Origin of the sequence: Hoylesella nanceiensis DSM 19126 = JCM 15639, from assembly GCF_000379965.1 — a bacterium.
GTDB classification, from domain to species: Bacteria; Bacteroidota; Bacteroidia; order Bacteroidales; family Bacteroidaceae; genus Prevotella; species Prevotella nanceiensis.
On sequence record NZ_KB904328.1, the window covers coordinates 71208 to 89122 of the forward strand.

The following is a 17915-nucleotide window of genomic DNA, read 5'->3' on the forward strand; positions in this document are numbered from 1 at the left end:
TCATGAAAAAAATATTTAAGCTACTTCTATTTGCCATTTCTATGGGATCATTTTTCAATATTTCTATGAGCAGTTGTACAGATACTGCTGGTGATGGAATAGATTCTATTCAATGGAATGGCAGTAAGAATCCTGAGAATTCAAGTTTCCGTAATCCCATATGGGAACCATCTTTAGAAGGTGGAACACTTGTAAAAGGAGCGAGTTCCTATACCGCAATATCTGCAACAACGCAATGGGCTGCTGGCATTTCAACAATATGTCCTACCCTTTCTTCTAATAACCTCATGTCATGGTCTGCAGGAAATAGTGCTTTTTCTACATCTCCAGATTGGGCCGAAGGACGCATTAACTCTCTTTCTGTAGATTATGCACGAGCTGTTACGGGAGCAACCTATTGGATGTTCTATACAATTGAAGGCAGTAATAAAATTGGAGCGGCTTCAGGAACAACTGCAGCAGGTCCCTATAATGATAGAGGAGTATTCTTAACAAATACAGATGTTAATTCAACTACATTAAAAGATCCATTCTTAATTGTGATTTCCACAAGCTATTATCTATGTTACACAACAGACGACGGCACCTATATACAACGTATTACGCTTAATCGTATGAGAGGTGTAGCAAAAAGTGGAGCAGCTATCAAGCTAACAGAGAAAGCATTTGGCAATGTTGCCATTGTTCGCATCAATAGTAATCGCTTCTATCTTGTTGGAACTGTAAATAAAGAAACAGGAACTGAGATACGTTATGCTATGGCATCAAAAATCACAGGACCATATCTTGACAAAAAAGGAACCCAACTCACAGATGGATCAACAGGAGAATTACTACTCGAAAGTGGACGAGATATAATAAACCCAGAGAATCCTATGCGAGGTTTTGTTAACGAAAAAGGAACACATGTTTTTTTAGCTTACAATGCAACTCAATCAGACAAACCGCTTATGAAAAGTGGATTTGCACGTAAGCCAATGTTCCTTACGCCATTTGAAATATTAGAAGATGGCTGGCTTAAAGCTCCTACAACTGTACAAAAGGGTTGGGCTAGTCCTCGTTTTCAATAACTCAGATTTAAATAATCATAGAAGAAGTATTATGAACATACCGTTAAATACTTCTTCTTAAATACTAATATTAAACTTATCTACTATGAAAAGAATCATTACCTTTATGGCTGCTGCAACCTTGTCAATAAGTTTAAATGCACAGTCTATCACTGTTGGCCATGTTGATCCTACACTTGCCAACGATTATGCAGGAGGATGCGAGATTGATTTAAATAATGATGGACTTATGGAAATCATTGTCGCAGGTAAACCTCAATGGGAAGCTGCCCCAGGTCGTATTATTACTGATGCAGATGGCAATGAAGTTCAATCCGATTTTCAATCATGGATTCTCAAATGGAATGGAACTTCTTACACCGCAAAAGAGTTTATTCAACTCTGTGGACTTCGCTCACACATTATTCCTACAGATTTTAATGGAGATGGTAATATCGACCTTTTTATTGCTGGTGAAGCTTATGACTTCTCAGGCGTGTATTTAAATGACGGAAACGGAAACCTCACAAAGGATCCTAAATATGCAGTAAAAGATGCTGAAGGTAATGTTATTCCTTGGCATCCTAGAGCTATAGACATTGCAGACTTCAACCTTGATGGTCGTCCAGATATCGTTAGTATAGGCTGGAGTGCTGTTGGTGGAAATCGCCAAGCTAATTGTGGAGTCCTTATCAATCAAGGCGATGGAACCTTTAAGAATGTCTTAGAAGCTGGAGTTATAGGTGATGGAGCATCTAACTACGAGATGGCTCTTTGCACAGTTAAAGCTTATGACCTTAATAAAGATGGATTTCCTGATATCCTTTTACAAGGAAACGTAGACAATAGTAATGAAGTATCTGTTTTAACTGCCGCCGGTAAGAAAGTGAATCGTACATTTATAGGCCTTCAAAGTATGGGTCTTGATGATGATGGCAATGTAACTTTCTTCAATATGGAATTAGGAACTAGCGTTTCTCACCAAATGGGTAATGGTAACTTCGCTATAGCTGACTTTAACAATGATGGAACACCTGACATTTTCCTTACAGGTGAATCACCAGATGATGCTTACCCTGCTAACGCTTGGAATTACTTCCCTCAACTACTTACGGCAAAAATCAATAGCAATAATGAACTTACCTACACCGACAATTCATCATTTATTGGTCGTGCTAAAGACGTTCGTCCTCTTAACTCTAATAATATAGGAGTTCGCACAATCGACTATAATGGTGATGGTTTCTATGATCTTTTCTATGATGGATGGTGTACACAAATGCTAGATGGCACAGGAGCAACCCAAGCAGGTTGGCTTTTCTTAGGTTCTCCAGCTGGTCTTACCTCTTATCAACGCATTCCTGGAGCGTCTGAGATGGGTATATTCTTCCTCGACAATGGAGTTCAAGGTGCATTAAATTATGCATTCACAGGTTATCATGGCGACAACAAATATTTTGACGATGCTACAGACAATAAGAAAGGTCGTTCAATGGTATTCACCAACAATCCTTATACTAAGGCTGAACGCCCTGATGCTCCTACAGCTCTCAATCAGAAAGTAGAAGGCAACAATGTAACTTTAAGTTGGGAACCAGCCACTTCATCTAAGAAGAATGTTACCTACGCTTACTATCTTAAAGAAAAAACAACAGGTAAGATACTCAACAGTGTTTTAGCTTTCATTGGAGGCGAGAAAGATGGTTTGAGAAAAGCACTCCGTGAGGGTAATGCCTATATGAATACAAGTATCTCACTTTCTAATATTCCTAATGGTACTTACGAATGGGGAGTTCAAACTATTAATGCATCTCTACAAGGTTCTACCTTTAGTAAGGGAGGTACACTTGTTGTAGGAACAGGAAAACCTGAGGTTACAGCTATAGACAATGTTGAACAAGATACCATAATTAAAGAAGTTGTACGCTATAATATTAGTGGACAAAGAATTCAAAAGGAAGAAAAAGGTGTCAACATCATTAAAATGTCTGATGGAACCGTTAGAAAGGTCATGGTAAAATAATTTAGATTAAATACCTTTCAAATAGATAGAGAGGATTCTCTTACAAAGGAATATCATCTCTAAGAAGACAAAAGAAATACCTACATCGATAACAACTAGCAGGGTGATTGCTTTTAATCACTCTGCTAGATAAAATAAAAAAAGATCAACATGAAGAAACAAAGTATTCTTGTAATATTTATGCTGTTCATATCAATGGTTACAAATGCACAAACCATAATTGACATTAGTATTGAACAAAACCCACCATTAAAAGTAGTTGCTGAGAATGTCACACTAAATATACCACCAAGTGGTCTTAACATTGGAAGTGACATTATTGTAGAAGGAGGAGATGGAAACTTCTCTTATACCTGGACTGATAGTAATGGCAGGATTCTGGACACAAAGAAAAGTCTATTTATAACAGCTGCTGGCGACTATTATTTACAAGTAACAGATGGAAATGATTGTAAGGTAAGTACACGTTTCAGTGCTACAATCACTAATGGAATAGATGTTCTAAATAGCGACAAGGCTGTAAGTCAATTACGAATAATGGATACTGCAGGGATCTTAATTAAAAAGATTATTCAACCTGCTCTAACATCTGCCTCTAACTATGGACTACAACCTGGTATTTATCTATTCACTTATATCTACTCAGATGGTACAGCAACAGTTAAACGCACCTTTATTAAATAGATCTGCACTATGAAACATCTTAAACTAATTATACTATCTACTCTATTTGCGTTTGCACTACATGCCAATGCACAAAAGACCTTTACTCATTACGCCAAAGCTGGAGTCAAAACAACTCTCCAACTGAAATGGACAAACCAAAACTATGGTAACATACAATGGCAACGTTCAAAGGACAAAGGACAAACATGGAATGATATTTCAGGAGCTACTACAAAAGAATATACCTTCACACCCTCGACGGATGAATTTATACGAGTAATTATTAAAGGTGATGAGGCTTGTAAAGCTATCATTCAAACCCACATAGTAAAAACTTCTACATTCAATGTTAATCTTCTTGAAACCACAGCTAGCAGTGCAACGTTTCAATTATCAAACTTCAGCATCCCTCGAAATGAAATAATAGAATGGGGATTCTGTCGTAACTTTTACAATCTTAGCCGCAATCTTCAAAATATGTATCGAGAGAAGGTTGGTACAGAACTACCTAATACTGATTCGTTTGATTTAGTTTGTCCCAATCTTTCACCCAATGAAAAATACTCAATACGAGTTTATTTCAAGACAAAAGATGGCTCTACTATTTATGGTCCAGCAAAGATTACCGAAACTTTACCTGGTTTAAAATGGAGTTCTGAAGACTGGACCATAACAAAAAACTCTATTGTTGCTAAATTCCACATCGATGGCTATAGAGGAACAGAGCCTCGAATAACCTTTCAGTTTGGAACAAAAGATAACATGCAAACCTATACTACCTCGCATGATAGAAATTGGTTATATACCTCACAAACCATTCGAAAGCTTCAACCTGGAACAGAATACATCGCTAAGGTAACAACAGAGATTGATGGAGAGGTGCAAACTATTTCTAAGAAAATACGTACTATGACCGATTATAGTACTTTTGAGGTAGATAAAACCGTTACCCCTGCTAAACATAAGATTGTTTGGAATACCACTAGAATACAACTTTCTCCAGACAACATACAAGCAGAATACCCTCGTTTACAACGTATTTCAAATGATACGATCTTGCTTACCTACCATGGTGGAGATGGTACAGCAATAAACACCGATCACTGGGAAGACATATATCTTCAAAAGTCAACAGACAATGGTCAAACATGGTCTAGTCCAGTGAAACTAATGGATCACAGTAAACGCTTCTCAAACGATGGTTTTGGCTGGTATCGTTTTGCAGATCCAACATTCACTCGTTTACAAAACGGTTGGCTCTTAATGCAATTCATAGGAAATGCCAATCCTGAAACAAACCCAAATTGCCAAGTGTTCGTTAGTATTTCTAAAGATAATGGTAACACCTGGGGTGATCCTATCACCGTTGGACGTGGTCGTTGCTGGGAACCACAGATCGTACAGCTACCTGGTGGCGAGCTAGAACTACTTGTTTCTTCTGAAGCTTTTTGGTGGGATAATCAACGCAACAATCGTTATCAGGAGATTCTTTGTTCACGTTCAACAGACAATGGAGAAACTTGGACATCTTTCATTCGAGCTAGTTATAATCCAAACTGCCGAGATGGTATGCCAGTTCCCGTACTACTACAAGGCAATAAAGGTATATTATATTCTATTGAAAGTATTCACAGCAACAACAATCCTAGTCTTATCCTACGTGATTTAGATGGCGAATGGGATGGAACAGACTGGAATGGAGTACAAACCGATCGTCGTTGGATTGCAGAACCTATCCGTGGTGCTTGCGCTCCATATATGATTCAGTTACCAACAGGAGAAATTGTACTCTGCGGACATGCTGATCAACGTGGTTCAGTATGGCAAACATGTCGTTCAAAAGTAGTTATAGGAGACAACACTGGTCATAACTTTGGTTCACGAACCCTACCCTTTGCTTCACTTCCTGCGGGAGAAGGTGCTTATTATTGTTCTCTCTTCTTAAAAGATCCACAAACAATATGGCTCGCTATTAGTCATTCTATATATAGTGGAACCAATTGCAAGAAGAACACTGTAGAGTATATTGAAGGTAAAATAGTAGAGAAATAAAAAACTAAAAACAATGAATCTAAAAAGTATTCTTATCTGCACATTAAGTGCAGTTAGTCTTCAAATGATGGCAAAGTCCATCGAGGCTACCCTATTATTAAAACAACCTGGCAACCCTTCTCGTCAATATACACTCACTCAGCAAGGCAATCAGTTGATAGCTCCAGCACAGTTACCTCTAACGATTGCCATAAATGAGCAACAAGAAGGAGAAGATAAGGTTATATCTATACGCATTCACGCTACAAAGCAGGTTTATTTCAATCTTGGAGCCATGCTTCCAACCAGTCTTAAGAGTAATAATTGTGAGTTTTATCTCCCAGGATTTTGGTATCATCGCAATCTGCGTTCACCTAAAGAGGCGCCCTCTTTCCATACAAGTAAGAGCTGGAATTTCCGAGATGATCGTCTATCAACACCTCTAACGTCAGTCTATGATGCCCAACTTCGTAAGGGAATTTCTGTTCTTCGTATCAATAACACATCAACGGAATGTTCCCCTCAGCTTACAGAAGGAGAGGTTATACTTCCAGGAAATACCTCGGTAGGTTTCTTAGGGTTTGATAATGAAAGCAATGAAGTAAAACTTTGTTTTGGTTTTCCATATATTGAGAGTCCTAAACGCTATATTCGTAAGCTCACTCTTGCTCCTTCTATCACCACTTTTCAGAAACTAGAGGCAGGCGAAGAGAGAGTTCTCACTTGGCGAATACATCAAATAGAGGCAGAAAACTATGGTACGTTCGTAAGCAAGATGTGGCAGTATAGTTTCGACAAGATGCGCCCACAACCAATTACTCCCCTCTATTCTGCAGGTGAAATGAAAGGTCAACTCACCAATTATTTTCGTTCTTCGTTTGTAGATAAGTTTCCTTTAAAATATAACTCAGGTATTACTCTCGAAACTGAGAATTGCAATCCTTATACAGAAGTACAATTAGGATTCTGCGGTCGTGTCCTTCTCAATGCCTTTAATGAGATTGAATATGGTGAAACACATCACCAAACAGATCTCTTTAATATGGGACAAGATATCATTAAAAGCTGGTTAGAGAATGGATTTACTGCACAAGGTTGGTTTATTGACTGGGTGAATTATAGCGAAGGAATGCCCAAAGAGTTTGTACATTCTATTCGCCAACAAAGCGAAGGCATATATGCTATTCTGCATTATCTCAACTATGAGAAAAAACATGGACGTCAACACCCTGAATGGGAAAAGCGTACACGCCAGCTTCTCAACAATCTTATAGCACTACAAAAATCTGATGGCCACTTTGCACGTAAGTATAATGATGCAGGAGAAGATATAGATGCATCAGGAGGAAGTACTCCTTCTGCAACATCTACACTCGTAATGGGATATAAGTATTTCAAAGATAAAAAGTATTTATTGGCAGCTAAACGCACAATTGATTATGTAGAAAAGAACATTATCTCTAAAAGCGACTATTTCTCGTCAACTCTTGATGCCAATTGCGAAGATAAGGAAGCTGCAATTGCTGCAGTTACATCAACTTATTACTTAGCAATGGTCACAACAGGAAAGGAACGTCAGCACTATATTGATCTTTGTAAACAAGCAGCTTATTTTGCTCTTTCATGGTATTACACATGGGATGTGCCATTTGCAAAAGGACAAATGCTTGGCGATCTTGGTTTCAAAAGCCGTGGCTGGAGTAATGTTTCTGTAGAAAATAACCACATAGATGTCTTCGTATTTGAACTTCCTCATATTATTAAGTGGCTCAGCTCGGTTACAGAAGAAAAGCGTTTTGAAAAGATGTATGATGTTATTTATTCATCTTTAAATCAACTTCTACCAACAAAAGAACGCCTTTGTGGTATTGGTAAACCTGGTTTCTACCCTGAAGTAGTGCAACACACGACATGGGACTATGGACGAAATGGTAAAGGATTCTATAACAATCTTTTTGCACCAGGCTGGACTATTGCTTCTTTATGGGAGCTCTACAGTCCTAATAGAACAGTTGAATTCTTAAAGTAATCTAGGATAAAAGTCGTAAGCATTTTTTTAGTCTATCATTAATTGGTGAAAACAAAAAGACAGCAACACTTAAAATAAAGTGTTGCTGTTCTTTTCTTCTATCTATACTTTCGTTTTATATCTTCTTATATCAAGTAAGAAAAGTATTTAAAAGATACATTTCTATATCACATTCCCTACCAAATGCAATGCACATTAAAAGTTGTGCGATTTTATTTGTTCACAATCTTTTGTGTGAACCACTTGCCATTGTCGTTCCAACGCACAACAAATATACCCTTCTGGTGGATTGGGAGTGCAACAGAGGCAGTCAAATTTGCGCTATTTTTGATGCTTAACAACTGCTTGCCGTCTACACTACACAAAATAACATCGGTGATATTCTCGCCCAATATGCTCCATTGTGCACCATCAAACACCACTCTTTGTGCTGCATTTTCAACATACTGAGTGTCAAAAATACCAGTTAAATACTCTTGATTGGTGGTCTTGCTACCCTCGAAAGTAACGTAATATTGATCTTCTTGATTCTCTAATAAGTTGAAAGGAACACCATTCTTCTCGCCCATCACCATCCATTTGTACGAACGTTTGTTAAGTACTTTAAGCGAAGAAGATTGAACTTGTCCTACATTGATCACCTTCAACTCACCTGCAACCAAGTCTTCATGAGCAATCTTTGCACCTACTTGAATTTGTTTCTGTGTGATCACATCTTCGAGTACGATAGACAATGGACCGCTATAACTATGACCTTCTGACGCATTAAGAAGGAAACCATAAGATAAAACCTTTTCTATATTGAGATTAATCTTCTCTGATGAAATACCTTCACCATCGCTATTAGAAACAGAAGGGAATGCCATTGTAAAGAAAGGAGAAATCACTTCGCCCTCGATCGTCACAGAATTAGAAGTGCTGTTCAATGGATTTTTCACCAAAGTAACATCATCTGCATTATACATATTCACCACTTCCACCTTAGTTTGATATGTTCCCGAAGCAAGATTAGTAGGCAATTTCATCTCAAACTGAGCATAGTCGGTACCGAAAGAATCGAAAGAGAAAGCCTTATCGCTTGTATGTGAGAACACAGCAACACCTTGATCGTTTAAGAAACTCAATTTGATATAAGCGTCTTTAGGCAATCCAGAAAGGTTTTTAATAGCCATATTGCAAGTTACTTTCGCACCAGGATTGAGCGTTTTGTCGTAGAATGGCTCACCAACCAACTTGAAACTACTTGTCTTTGAACATTCTTCTAACACCTCAACTTTATCTGCAGTGACCTTAATCACCATGTAAGGAGCCTTTCTAAGCAGCACCCAATCTGTCCAAGTGTTATCGTCTTGATAGTCTGCCGACACCACTTTAAGCGTGTAAACACCCTCTTTTAAACCTTTTAAAGGCACGTTTACAGAGATTGGAGCAGATAAAATACCATCTGTTTGCATCTTTCCATCGCCATAACCAGTGAAGAAATGCTGAGTAAATCCACCCTCATTGTGCCATTGCGAAGCCGCAGTTGCCACTCTATTGTTTTGTTCATCGATCACAGTAACGCCCACATCACCTTTAAAAGGACGTCCTTTATTGATAATATAACTCAACTCAACAGGATAGGTTTCCATACGATTTGATATGCGTTCTACCCCATTTGCACGAGCAAAAGCACCCTCTGCAGTGAACGAAAGGTTACCTCTTTCGGGCATAAGAGATGGGTCTATGCGCTTCACACCAGTCTTGTTAGGGTGTGCGAAGATAGCCATAAATGCACGAGAGAAAGCCAATTTAGCACCATTAAACTCCTTTCCAGATTGTGAAAGATTAAGAGCCGAGAGCGAATAGTAGCCATTGCTTTGTCCATTCCAGCCGAAATTCATGTGGAAAAAGCCCTTATCATCGAATCCATCTACCACCCATGCGTGCGCACCTTTATAGTCTTTGGTTGCTCCATAGAAGTAAAATGGAAATCCATCAACAAGCTCTTGGCGCAATAAGTCAGCAAAAACAGAAGGACCTTCTGTTGATTGATACACGCAAGTAGCCTGATAATCGAAGTGTTTTACAAAGGCATCGAAAGCTCCTTGATTTGTTGCTACGGCAAAACCAGGGTGATATTGCATTCCAGAAGCAAGACCCACATCTTTCATGAGCTTTGCAACAGCGTTGCGTTGAGCTTGAGTTGCCTGCACAGGAGCATCGTAGTTGGGGAGCATATTCGCCCAATCGTATTGCGAAAGATTCAAGTTTCCCGACAAAGTACGGTTATCTGAGGTGTTTACATACGATATATTGCCCATTCCTTGCACTGGCCATTCGTGGTATTTCAACACTTGTGAGATAGTAGTTGCAACGCAACCAGTGTAGTTATAACCTAAAAGTGCGTTATAAGGAGCATCTTGCGACCATGTAGTTTTAAGTAAAGGAGCTACCGTTTTGGCGAAAAAAGCACCCTTTTTGGCTTCTGTTTCCACCGCATTGTTGGTGTTTATAGCCTTAAAAGCCATTTTATAGCTATTAAGAAGCTGTGCAAGACCGGGGTGAAGGTTGGTTGTGTCGAGTGCATTCTCGTTGCTATAAGCCAATATTTCGCCCATTTCTGTAGTACCAGAAACAATTACAAAGCCCTTATTTTGTGCATCGTTGTAGATGTAATAAGGTGCATTTTGGCTGAAACCACTTTGCTTAGATACACCACGAGTGGCTTTCTTTGTTGGTAGTTTGATGTATTTTCGAGCTATGTTTTCTGCCTCTTTGGGTGTAACGACATGCGCTTTGAGGCATAGAGGCATAGCAAAAGAGAGCAAAGAGCCCACCAACAACGCTTTGGTTGATGCACTTCTGCCATCTAAAACACGGAGTAGTGATGATGATAAGTTCATATTTTTAATTGTTTGAGTTTAAGTTCTTGTATGTAAAAAGATGGACATTGCAACTTAGCGAACCAACACTTTGCGCACAAAGGTAGTGCCGTTAGCTTGTATCTTCGCAACATAAACGCCTGCTTTTGCCTCGTCTAAGCTCACAACGGCTTCGCTATTACCGCCTAATGGCACTTTCTTCAATAGCTCACCGCTTAGCAAGTAGAGTTCAATCCACTGCAAGTTGCGTCCTTCTAACTTCAATTCTTTGTTGTTATAGAAGAGTTGTAGCGATGCATTATCTATCGAACTACTGTTGATAGACGTTGGAATACTTCTCGACATAGTGAGAGATTCGCTTGTTTTCACAAAGAAACAATAAGGCAATTTGTTGTTCCAAAGGTCGGTTTGAACGCCGTCTATCGTTCCAAGAACAACGAGTTTGTAGGTTTTGTTCTCTTCTATTCCAAGAGTAGAAGGGCGTAACCAATAAGAATAGAATTCGAGATTATAGTCGCTATTCACCATAACTGCGCCCTTATTGGCCGAAATTGCGATTCTTTCTTTAGTGCTTATATCCTCGAAGAACAATTCAATCGGACCATTATAGCTTTTTGTTGGAGAAGTTTTAAGGTCGACAATGAGTTTAAATAGAGGATATCTTGAGAATAAAAGCTCGTTTGTTATCAACTTCGTGTCAGAACTTTCTGCAAAGAAAACATTGCAACTACTCATCAATGGAGTTGGTTGAGCCTTTGAAACAACCACGGTTGTAGCCTCGTTGCCATGCACCTTATTCACTTTCACCACATTGTTGCGAGCCTCTTCGCCCTCTTCTGGGTGGAGAGAGTTGAGCATTTCTACCTCAACAGAATAAGTTCCAATAGCAAAGTCGGCAGGAATGTTGAGCGAGAAAGGCAAGTCTAAGGTTTCAAAGCCATCAAATTCAACCGCCTTTTTGTGCGTCATTTCTAAAGCAACCTTATTGTTTTGGTCTATTAACTTTATCTTTGCAAAGGCTGTTTTAGGCAGAGAATTGAGGTTTTGAACCAACAATTGGATCTTAGCAGTTGTGCCTTGCTCCAACTCTTTACCTGCATCTAAGTGCTGAATGAGCTGATATGTGGCAGTAGAATTACATTCTTTGCTCACTCTCACCTTTCCTTTTGAAATCTCAACCTCCATAGTTGGAGCCGTTTTCATAAAGGTTAAGGCCTCGAATTCGCCTGCATCATTGCGCTGATAGCACACTGGTTTAAGCGTGTAATAGCCGTCTTTCAAACCCGAAAGCTTCACTTTAATGGTTTGAGCGTTAGCAATAAGGTGGTCGGTACCCATCAAATCGCCATAATCGGCATAGATAGAGTGAGTGAAACCACCCGTGTTATGATGGTCAGAGTAGAACTCTTTCACCACATTGTCTGCATTATCGAGCACCGCAATACCAATATCTCCCTTGAAAGGTTTACCAATATTCACAAAACTTGCATAGCTAACGGGTAGCGTTTCGCTTTGTTGAAAGGTGCGTTGAGTGGTATTTTCGATGGTGATATAACCACCTTCGTTGAATTTTAGCTTTGGACTTTCGGGCAATAAGTCTTTATCTATAGCTGCAACTCCAGGTTTCTTGGGGTGCACAACCATAATTTTCATTTGTCGATTGAACGACAAAGAGCGTCCTTGAAACTCACTTCCTGCTTTTAATACACTAAGAGCTGTGAGCGAATAGTAGCCATCACTTTGTCCATTCCAACCGAAATTCATGTGGAAAAGACCATCTTTATCTACTCCATCAAGCACCCATGCGTGTCCACTTCTGCCACCTTCGGGTATTCCTTCGATATAAAGTGGGAAGCCATTGATGAGCTCTTTCTTGATAATTCGCACGAAAGACTCAATGCCTTCGTTAAACTTCGAGAGCAAAACGGCATCGTATTGAAAATAATTTTTCATTGCATAAAGAGCCGCATAGCCTGTTGATGAACTGCTATTCTCTGAGTATTGCATGTTAACAGCATAACCACAATCTCGCATAAGCAATGCAACGGCATCGTTTTGTTGTGCTGTTGAGGGATAGTAATAGCCATAACGAGACTCCATATTACCCCAATCGTAGCGAGATTCGGCAAAGTTGACATATTTTTTTGTGCCATCGAACGACACAGAATATTCGTTTTCGCCTTGTCCTTGCACTGGCCATTCGTGGTATTTCATCACCTGTGCAATGGCTGTTGCAACGCAACCGGTGTAGTTATAGCCTGTTTTTTGATTATAAGGGTGTCCTTGTCCCCAAGAAGTTTTTACCAAAGGCTTCACAACTTGGGTGCTTTGAGCGGCTGCACGAGTTGCTCCTGCAACGTTTTTGCCTGCTGAAACGGCTTCGAAAGCCTCACGATAGGCATTTAAAAGGAGTTGTGCGCCTGGGTTGGCACTTTGCTCTTCAAAGCTACTTTCGGTGCTATAAGCTAATATTTCGCCCATTTCTGTGTTTCCAGAAATGATGACAAAGCCTTTATTTTTTGTGTCGTTATAAACGTAATAGGGTGCAACTTGGTCACTATGGTTGTGATTTGAACCGCTTCGGGTGAGTTGTTTAGCGGGCAACTGCAAGTATTTTTGCGCAATTTTAAATGCTTGTTGTGCTGTGATGGGTTTCGAAGTGATGCTTAGGGGCATGCAAAACACAAGCGCAATGATGAACATCAACACTTGAAAAGCATGCAAAGAAGGGGTTATTGTCTGTCTTTTTGTTGCGTAAAAAATCATTATTAAAAATGCTTTTGATTGAAATGGTGCGTAAGAAGAGTCTAAAGAGCTGATAGTTAGGTCTTCTACGGACTTACAAAGATAGGTATTTTTAACCAAATTCCACTATCTTTTACGTTACTTTTCATCGAACTGCTTTTATTCTACTTATATGGTATGTTTTATATGTCATTCTATCTGCCCCTAAAAGCAATGCAAATGCAGGGTAAAAGCAGTGATATTGCGCCCTAAAAGCGATGCTTTTACCTACTAAAAACAATGCTTTTGCGATGCGGAGAATATGAGATTTGGAAGAGATTGAAATTCAATTGGTTAGAAAAGTGAGAATGAAAGCGAGGGAAAGGGGTGTACGGAGGTGAATTGAGGGGTGAGATAAAACAAATAAGAGAGTGGGATTAGAAGACAATCGTAAGAAGAGAGGAACGAAAAGGTGGGGAGATGGGTGGGTGAAAGCAGAAAGATAGTGGGGAAAGGGCGATGAAAAAGAGAGGGAATGGCGGTGGGAAAAGGTGCTTTAAAGCGTGGAGTTAAAAGAAAAAGAGATAACAACAAGGTGGCGTTTACTCGGTTGTTGCGAGCTGTGCCCTACCCCATTATTATCTCTTTTGGTATGTTGTGAGAGTTAATTCTCTACGAATTATTCAACTGTAATTAAGTAATAGTTCTTCTTTCCACGTTGAACAAGAAGGTATTTGCCGTTAAGTAGGTCGTCGGTTGTAATGACTTGGTCTACTGCTTGCAATTTTTCTTTATTCAAAGAAACGCCTCCACCTTGTACAAGTTTACGCATTTCGCCTTTACTTGGGAACACTTTCACCTCGTCGCTTGTGAACAATTCAACTGCAGGTTGACCCAAAGCGTCTTTTGAAAGCTTAAATTGTGGCACGCCTTCGAATATACTTAACAAGGTTGCATCGTCGAATTTAGCAAGACTTTCCTTTGTTCCTTTACCGAAAAGTATGCCTGATGCTTCTTTAGCTAAGTCCAAATCTTCTTGCGAGTGTACCATAACTGTAAGCTCATCTGCTAATCGTTTTTGAAGAACTCGCATGCCTGGGTCTTGCTCGTGCTCTGCTATTAGGGCGTCGATAACGTCTTTTTCAAGACTTGTGAATATCTTAATATACTTCACTGCATCGTCATCACTAACGTTTAACCAGAACTGATAGAACTTATAAGGAGTGGTTCTGTTTCTATCTAACCATATATTTCCACTCTCAGTCTTACCGAATTTGGTTCCGTCTGCCTTGGTAATGAGAGGACAGGTCAATGCAAATGCTTCTGCATCGTTGCCCAATGTGCGGCGAATAAGCTCGGTTCCAGTGGTCATATTGCCCCATTGATCGTTTCCACCCAATTGAAGTTTCACGTTATTGGTGCGATATAGGTGCAAGAAGTCGTAGCCTTGAAGTAGCTGATAGGTAAATTCTGTGAAAGAAAGTCCATCTCTTGCTTCTCCGTTTAGACGCTTTTTCACGCTATCTTTCGCCATCATATAGTTAACAGTGATGTGCTTTCCTACCAAACGAGCAAAGTCTAAGAAGGTGAAATCTTTCATCCAATCGTAGTTATTCACCATCACTGCTGCTGTATCTTCAGATGCATTGAAATCTAAGAACTTTGCAACTTGCTTCTTAATACATTCTTGATTGTGATAAAGAGTTTCGGCATCAAGAAGGTTTCTCTCTTGACTTTTACCCGAAGGGTCGCCAATCATACCTGTAGCACCACCCACTAAGATATATGGTTTGTGTCCACAACGTTGCAAATGGCGCAACATCATGATTCCTGCAAGGTGTCCAATGTGTAGCGAATCGGCTGTTGGATCGGTTCCAAGGTATGCTGAAACCTTCTCTTTCATTAAGAACTCTTCTGTACCTGGCATCATTTGCGCAAGCATTCCACGCCATTTTAGCTCTTCAACAAAATTCTTTATCATTATTATATCTATTTATTTATTTTACAATTATTATTTATTCATCTAAGGAACAGGGTCGTATCCACTTCCACCCCATGGGTTACAACGTAGTATTCTCCATACACTTAGGTACAAACCTTTAAATGGTCCGTGCTTAAGTATGGCTGTTTTAGCATATTCTGAGCATGAAGGTGTGAATCGACACGATGGTGGTGTGAAGGGAGAAATAAACCTTTGATAAAACAATATGGGAATCAATAAAAGCCAAGACAAAGGCTTTAGGATTTGCTTGATTCTGTTTTGGTTTTTTTGTTCCATAACTTCTCGGCTAAACGTGTTAATAAATTCACGACATTTTGATGCACTTTATCGGAATCATATAATTGAGAATCGAGCCAAATAAAAGCCATATCCATTCCTTTGTCGGAATGTTTCTGTTTTGAATTGAATAGCAAATGCTTATTTAAACGATAGGCTTCACGGAGTTGTCTCTTCACTCTATTGCGGTCGACAGCATGCTTTAAATTCCTTTTGGGAACGCTAATAAGTACTTGAAAGGGCGCTTCTGTGGGCAAACGGTGTACATATCGATATACAACACGAATTGGAAAGGCAGATAAAGCCCTGCTTTTCCCACCTCCAAAGAGTTCATCTATCTGTTTAAGAGAATGGATACGCTCTGACTTTCTAAAAGAAAATACACCTTTATCAGTCATCACTTACAAATATTAATCTTCTTCTTGGTCTCTTAAAAAGGCGTTCATTGCGCTGGTCATAGATGGATATTTGGGTGTAGGAGCTTGTAGTGAAAGTACTAATCCCTCATCTTGTGCAGCCTTTGCAGTGCCTTGTCCGAAGGTACCAATCTTGATTTTATCTTGTTTGAAGTTAGGAAAATTCTTGTATAATGCCTTTACTCCCATTGGACTAAAGAAGACAACCATATCGTAATCGAATGCTTTTTTCTCTTCTTCGTTGAAGTCATTGTCTACAGTTCGATACATAATGCACTCTTGATGCTTTAGTTTTTTAGCATCTAAAAGCTTTGTTACGTCCTCATTATGACCTTCACTCATTGGCACAAGATACTTTTCTTCTTTGTGCTTAGCCATCAATGGAACTAAATCTGCAATCTTTCCGGTTGTTCCAAAAAAAACTTTTCGTTTGCGATATTGTACGTATTTCTGAATATAAAGAGCGATTGTTTCTATCACACAGAAATATTTCATATCCTCAGGAATGGTTATTCGCATTTCTTTAGCAAGCTTAAAGAAATTATCTATCGCATGTCTTGAAGTAAATACAACAGCTGTATAATCTAAGATATTTATCTTTTGGTTGCGAAATTCTTTTGCATTTAAACCCTCAACCTTAAAAAATGGACGAAAAATACATTGCACTCCGTAGGCTTTTTCTATATCGTAATAAGGCGATTTTTCGCTTGTTGGCTGAGGTTGAGATATCAATATCTTCTTTATCATTGAACTAAAAGTTTATTTTTAGATAATTACTTATCATTTGAAGCACTCCCCATAAAGTTGCAAGGGGTATTATTTCTAGGGTGCAAAAGTACAAAAATATTTGCAGAAACAGGCCTTTTTGCCTAAAAAAGATAAGATATGAGTTATAGAATGATACAATTTTAAAGAATAATAGCACAAATCCTGTATAAATAAAAGTACTGTGCATTGACAGATGAAAATAGGAACAGAGCAGCACTATGGGTAATAATAGAAGTCCTTCGATGGCTATTATGAACAGAAAAGACTGCAACCATTTGGCCGTTTGACGCTTATCGAAGAACACACTATTGACCAATTGGTATAAAATTCCTTTCAAACAGAAATACAAAGAGATAACTCCTGCGAATATTCCGATGATCTGATACTGCTCAAGTATAAAGGTTTGGGCTATATAAGTGTTGGTGTAAAAGAAGAAAAGAAGTGCCAATAACAAACACGTTTGTATGCTCATTAGGAACTGAAAGCGCAACTCTCCTGCTGTTTCTGTTATCGACATGTCACCTCCAAAGCTTGCAAGAAAGAGGTTCTTTGTTTGCTTTACGATGAAACGTTGTGATTGAGCGACTGACAATATCACAAGAATAAAGCAGCCAATCATTAGTCCTGTGACCAAATTATCAGAGGCTAAAGAGTACGGAACGGGGTCTCCTGCAACGCCAATCTTATAGCTTTGCATGTTAGTTCCCGACAAACTATCGTTTGCGAACAATGTCTTTAGTTTTGCAACCTGCTGTTTTTGCGAGACAGTATCTTGCACATTGGGTTTAAACTGCAATGGAAGATTGCCCGACAAGCTATCTGCCGACAAGCTATCTACGGCGGCTTTGTGACGTCGTTTGTATTGCTTTGCCCGCTGTTCTACAGCTGCTTGTGTTTCTTCAAAGGCCTCATTAGCACTCATTTGTTGCTCTGTTGTGCGAATTTCTGTGCCTATACGCTCCGAAACAGTTGTCTTAACATGTACAGAATCTCTTACTTCCATATTCTAAAGGTAATCGTTCTTGGCTTTAATAGAAAACGAGCAGAGGTATTGCAAGGGCAACATT

Annotated in this window: 13 protein-coding genes; 6 read left to right on the plus strand and 7 right to left on the minus strand. The window is 39.2% G+C overall.

The genetic code is table 11. The features are described from left to right. The first annotated feature begins 2 nt into the window (after positions 1–2). The 5 genes from A3GM_RS0103420 (at position 3) to A3GM_RS0103440 (ending at position 7798) form a co-directional block, all read left to right on the plus strand. On the plus strand, positions 3–1070 hold the full coding sequence (locus tag A3GM_RS0103420; protein ID WP_154648079.1) for a family 43 glycosylhydrolase: 1068 nt from the start codon (positions 3–5) through the stop codon (positions 1068–1070). Positions 1071–1155: 85 nt separating this feature from the next. Further along, positions 1156–3072, plus strand: coding sequence for an FG-GAP repeat domain-containing protein (locus tag A3GM_RS0103425; protein ID WP_154648080.1), 1917 nt, complete (start codon positions 1156–1158; stop codon positions 3070–3072). 150 nt (positions 3073–3222) lie between these two features. Continuing rightward, positions 3223–3756 (plus strand): T9SS type A sorting domain-containing protein, encoded by a 534-nt coding sequence (locus A3GM_RS0103430; RefSeq protein WP_018361991.1) that lies wholly within the window; start codon positions 3223–3225, stop codon positions 3754–3756. A 9-nt stretch (positions 3757–3765) separates the two neighbouring features. After that, positions 3766–5790 (plus strand): sialidase family protein, encoded by a 2025-nt coding sequence (locus A3GM_RS0103435; protein WP_018361992.1) that lies wholly within the window; start codon positions 3766–3768, stop codon positions 5788–5790. Positions 5791–5803: 13 nt separating this feature from the next. After that, positions 5804–7798: a hypothetical protein gene (locus tag A3GM_RS0103440; RefSeq protein ID WP_018361993.1), complete on the plus strand. Its 1995-nt coding sequence runs from the start codon at positions 5804–5806 to the stop codon at positions 7796–7798. Positions 7799–8010: 212 nt separating this feature from the next. Here A3GM_RS0103440 and A3GM_RS0103445 read toward each other — a convergent pair whose 3' ends face one another. Further along, on the minus strand, positions 8011–10683 hold the full coding sequence (locus A3GM_RS0103445) for a C10 family peptidase (RefSeq protein WP_018361994.1): 2673 nt from the start codon (positions 10681–10683) through the stop codon (positions 8011–8013). A gap of 54 nt (positions 10684–10737) precedes the next feature. After that, a complete protein-coding gene (locus tag A3GM_RS0103450) occupies positions 10738–13428 on the minus strand; it encodes a thiol protease/hemagglutinin PrtT (protein WP_018361995.1) in 2691 nt (896 codons plus the stop codon). Positions 13429–13921: 493 nt separating this feature from the next. Between A3GM_RS0103450 and A3GM_RS11825 the strand changes: the two genes are divergently transcribed. Further along, positions 13922–14047: a hypothetical protein gene (locus A3GM_RS11825; RefSeq protein WP_018361996.1), complete on the plus strand. Its 126-nt coding sequence runs from the start codon at positions 13922–13924 to the stop codon at positions 14045–14047. Between the two features lie 18 nt (positions 14048–14065). Here the strand turns inward: A3GM_RS11825 and tyrS are convergent, their stop codons facing one another. Genes tyrS through A3GM_RS10955 form a run of 5 tightly spaced genes read right to left on the minus strand, consistent with a single transcriptional unit; the run spans position 14066 to position 17851 of the window. Continuing rightward, positions 14066–15367 (minus strand): tyrosine--tRNA ligase, encoded by a 1302-nt coding sequence (gene tyrS, locus A3GM_RS0103460; protein ID WP_018361997.1) that lies wholly within the window; start codon positions 15365–15367, stop codon positions 14066–14068. A gap of 42 nt (positions 15368–15409) precedes the next feature. After that, the gene (gene yidD, locus A3GM_RS11350; RefSeq protein WP_081614688.1) at positions 15410–15664 is read right to left on the minus strand and encodes a membrane protein insertion efficiency factor YidD; all 255 of its coding nucleotides are present in this window, start codon (positions 15662–15664) and stop codon (positions 15410–15412) included. After that, complete coding sequence (locus A3GM_RS0103465) at positions 15625–16062, minus strand: ribonuclease P protein component (protein WP_018361998.1); 438 nt, start codon at positions 16060–16062, stop codon at positions 15625–15627. Before A3GM_RS0103465 ends, yidD begins: the two co-directional genes overlap by 40 nt. Positions 16063–16074: 12 nt before the next feature. Next, entirely contained in the window at positions 16075–16827 is a 753-nt protein-coding gene (locus A3GM_RS0103470; protein ID WP_018361999.1) for a uroporphyrinogen-III synthase, read from the minus strand. A gap of 4 nt (positions 16828–16831) precedes the next feature. After that, positions 16832–17851, minus strand: coding sequence for a DUF4271 domain-containing protein (locus A3GM_RS10955; RefSeq protein WP_018362000.1), 1020 nt, complete (start codon positions 17849–17851; stop codon positions 16832–16834). Positions 17852–17915 lie beyond the last annotated feature (64 nt).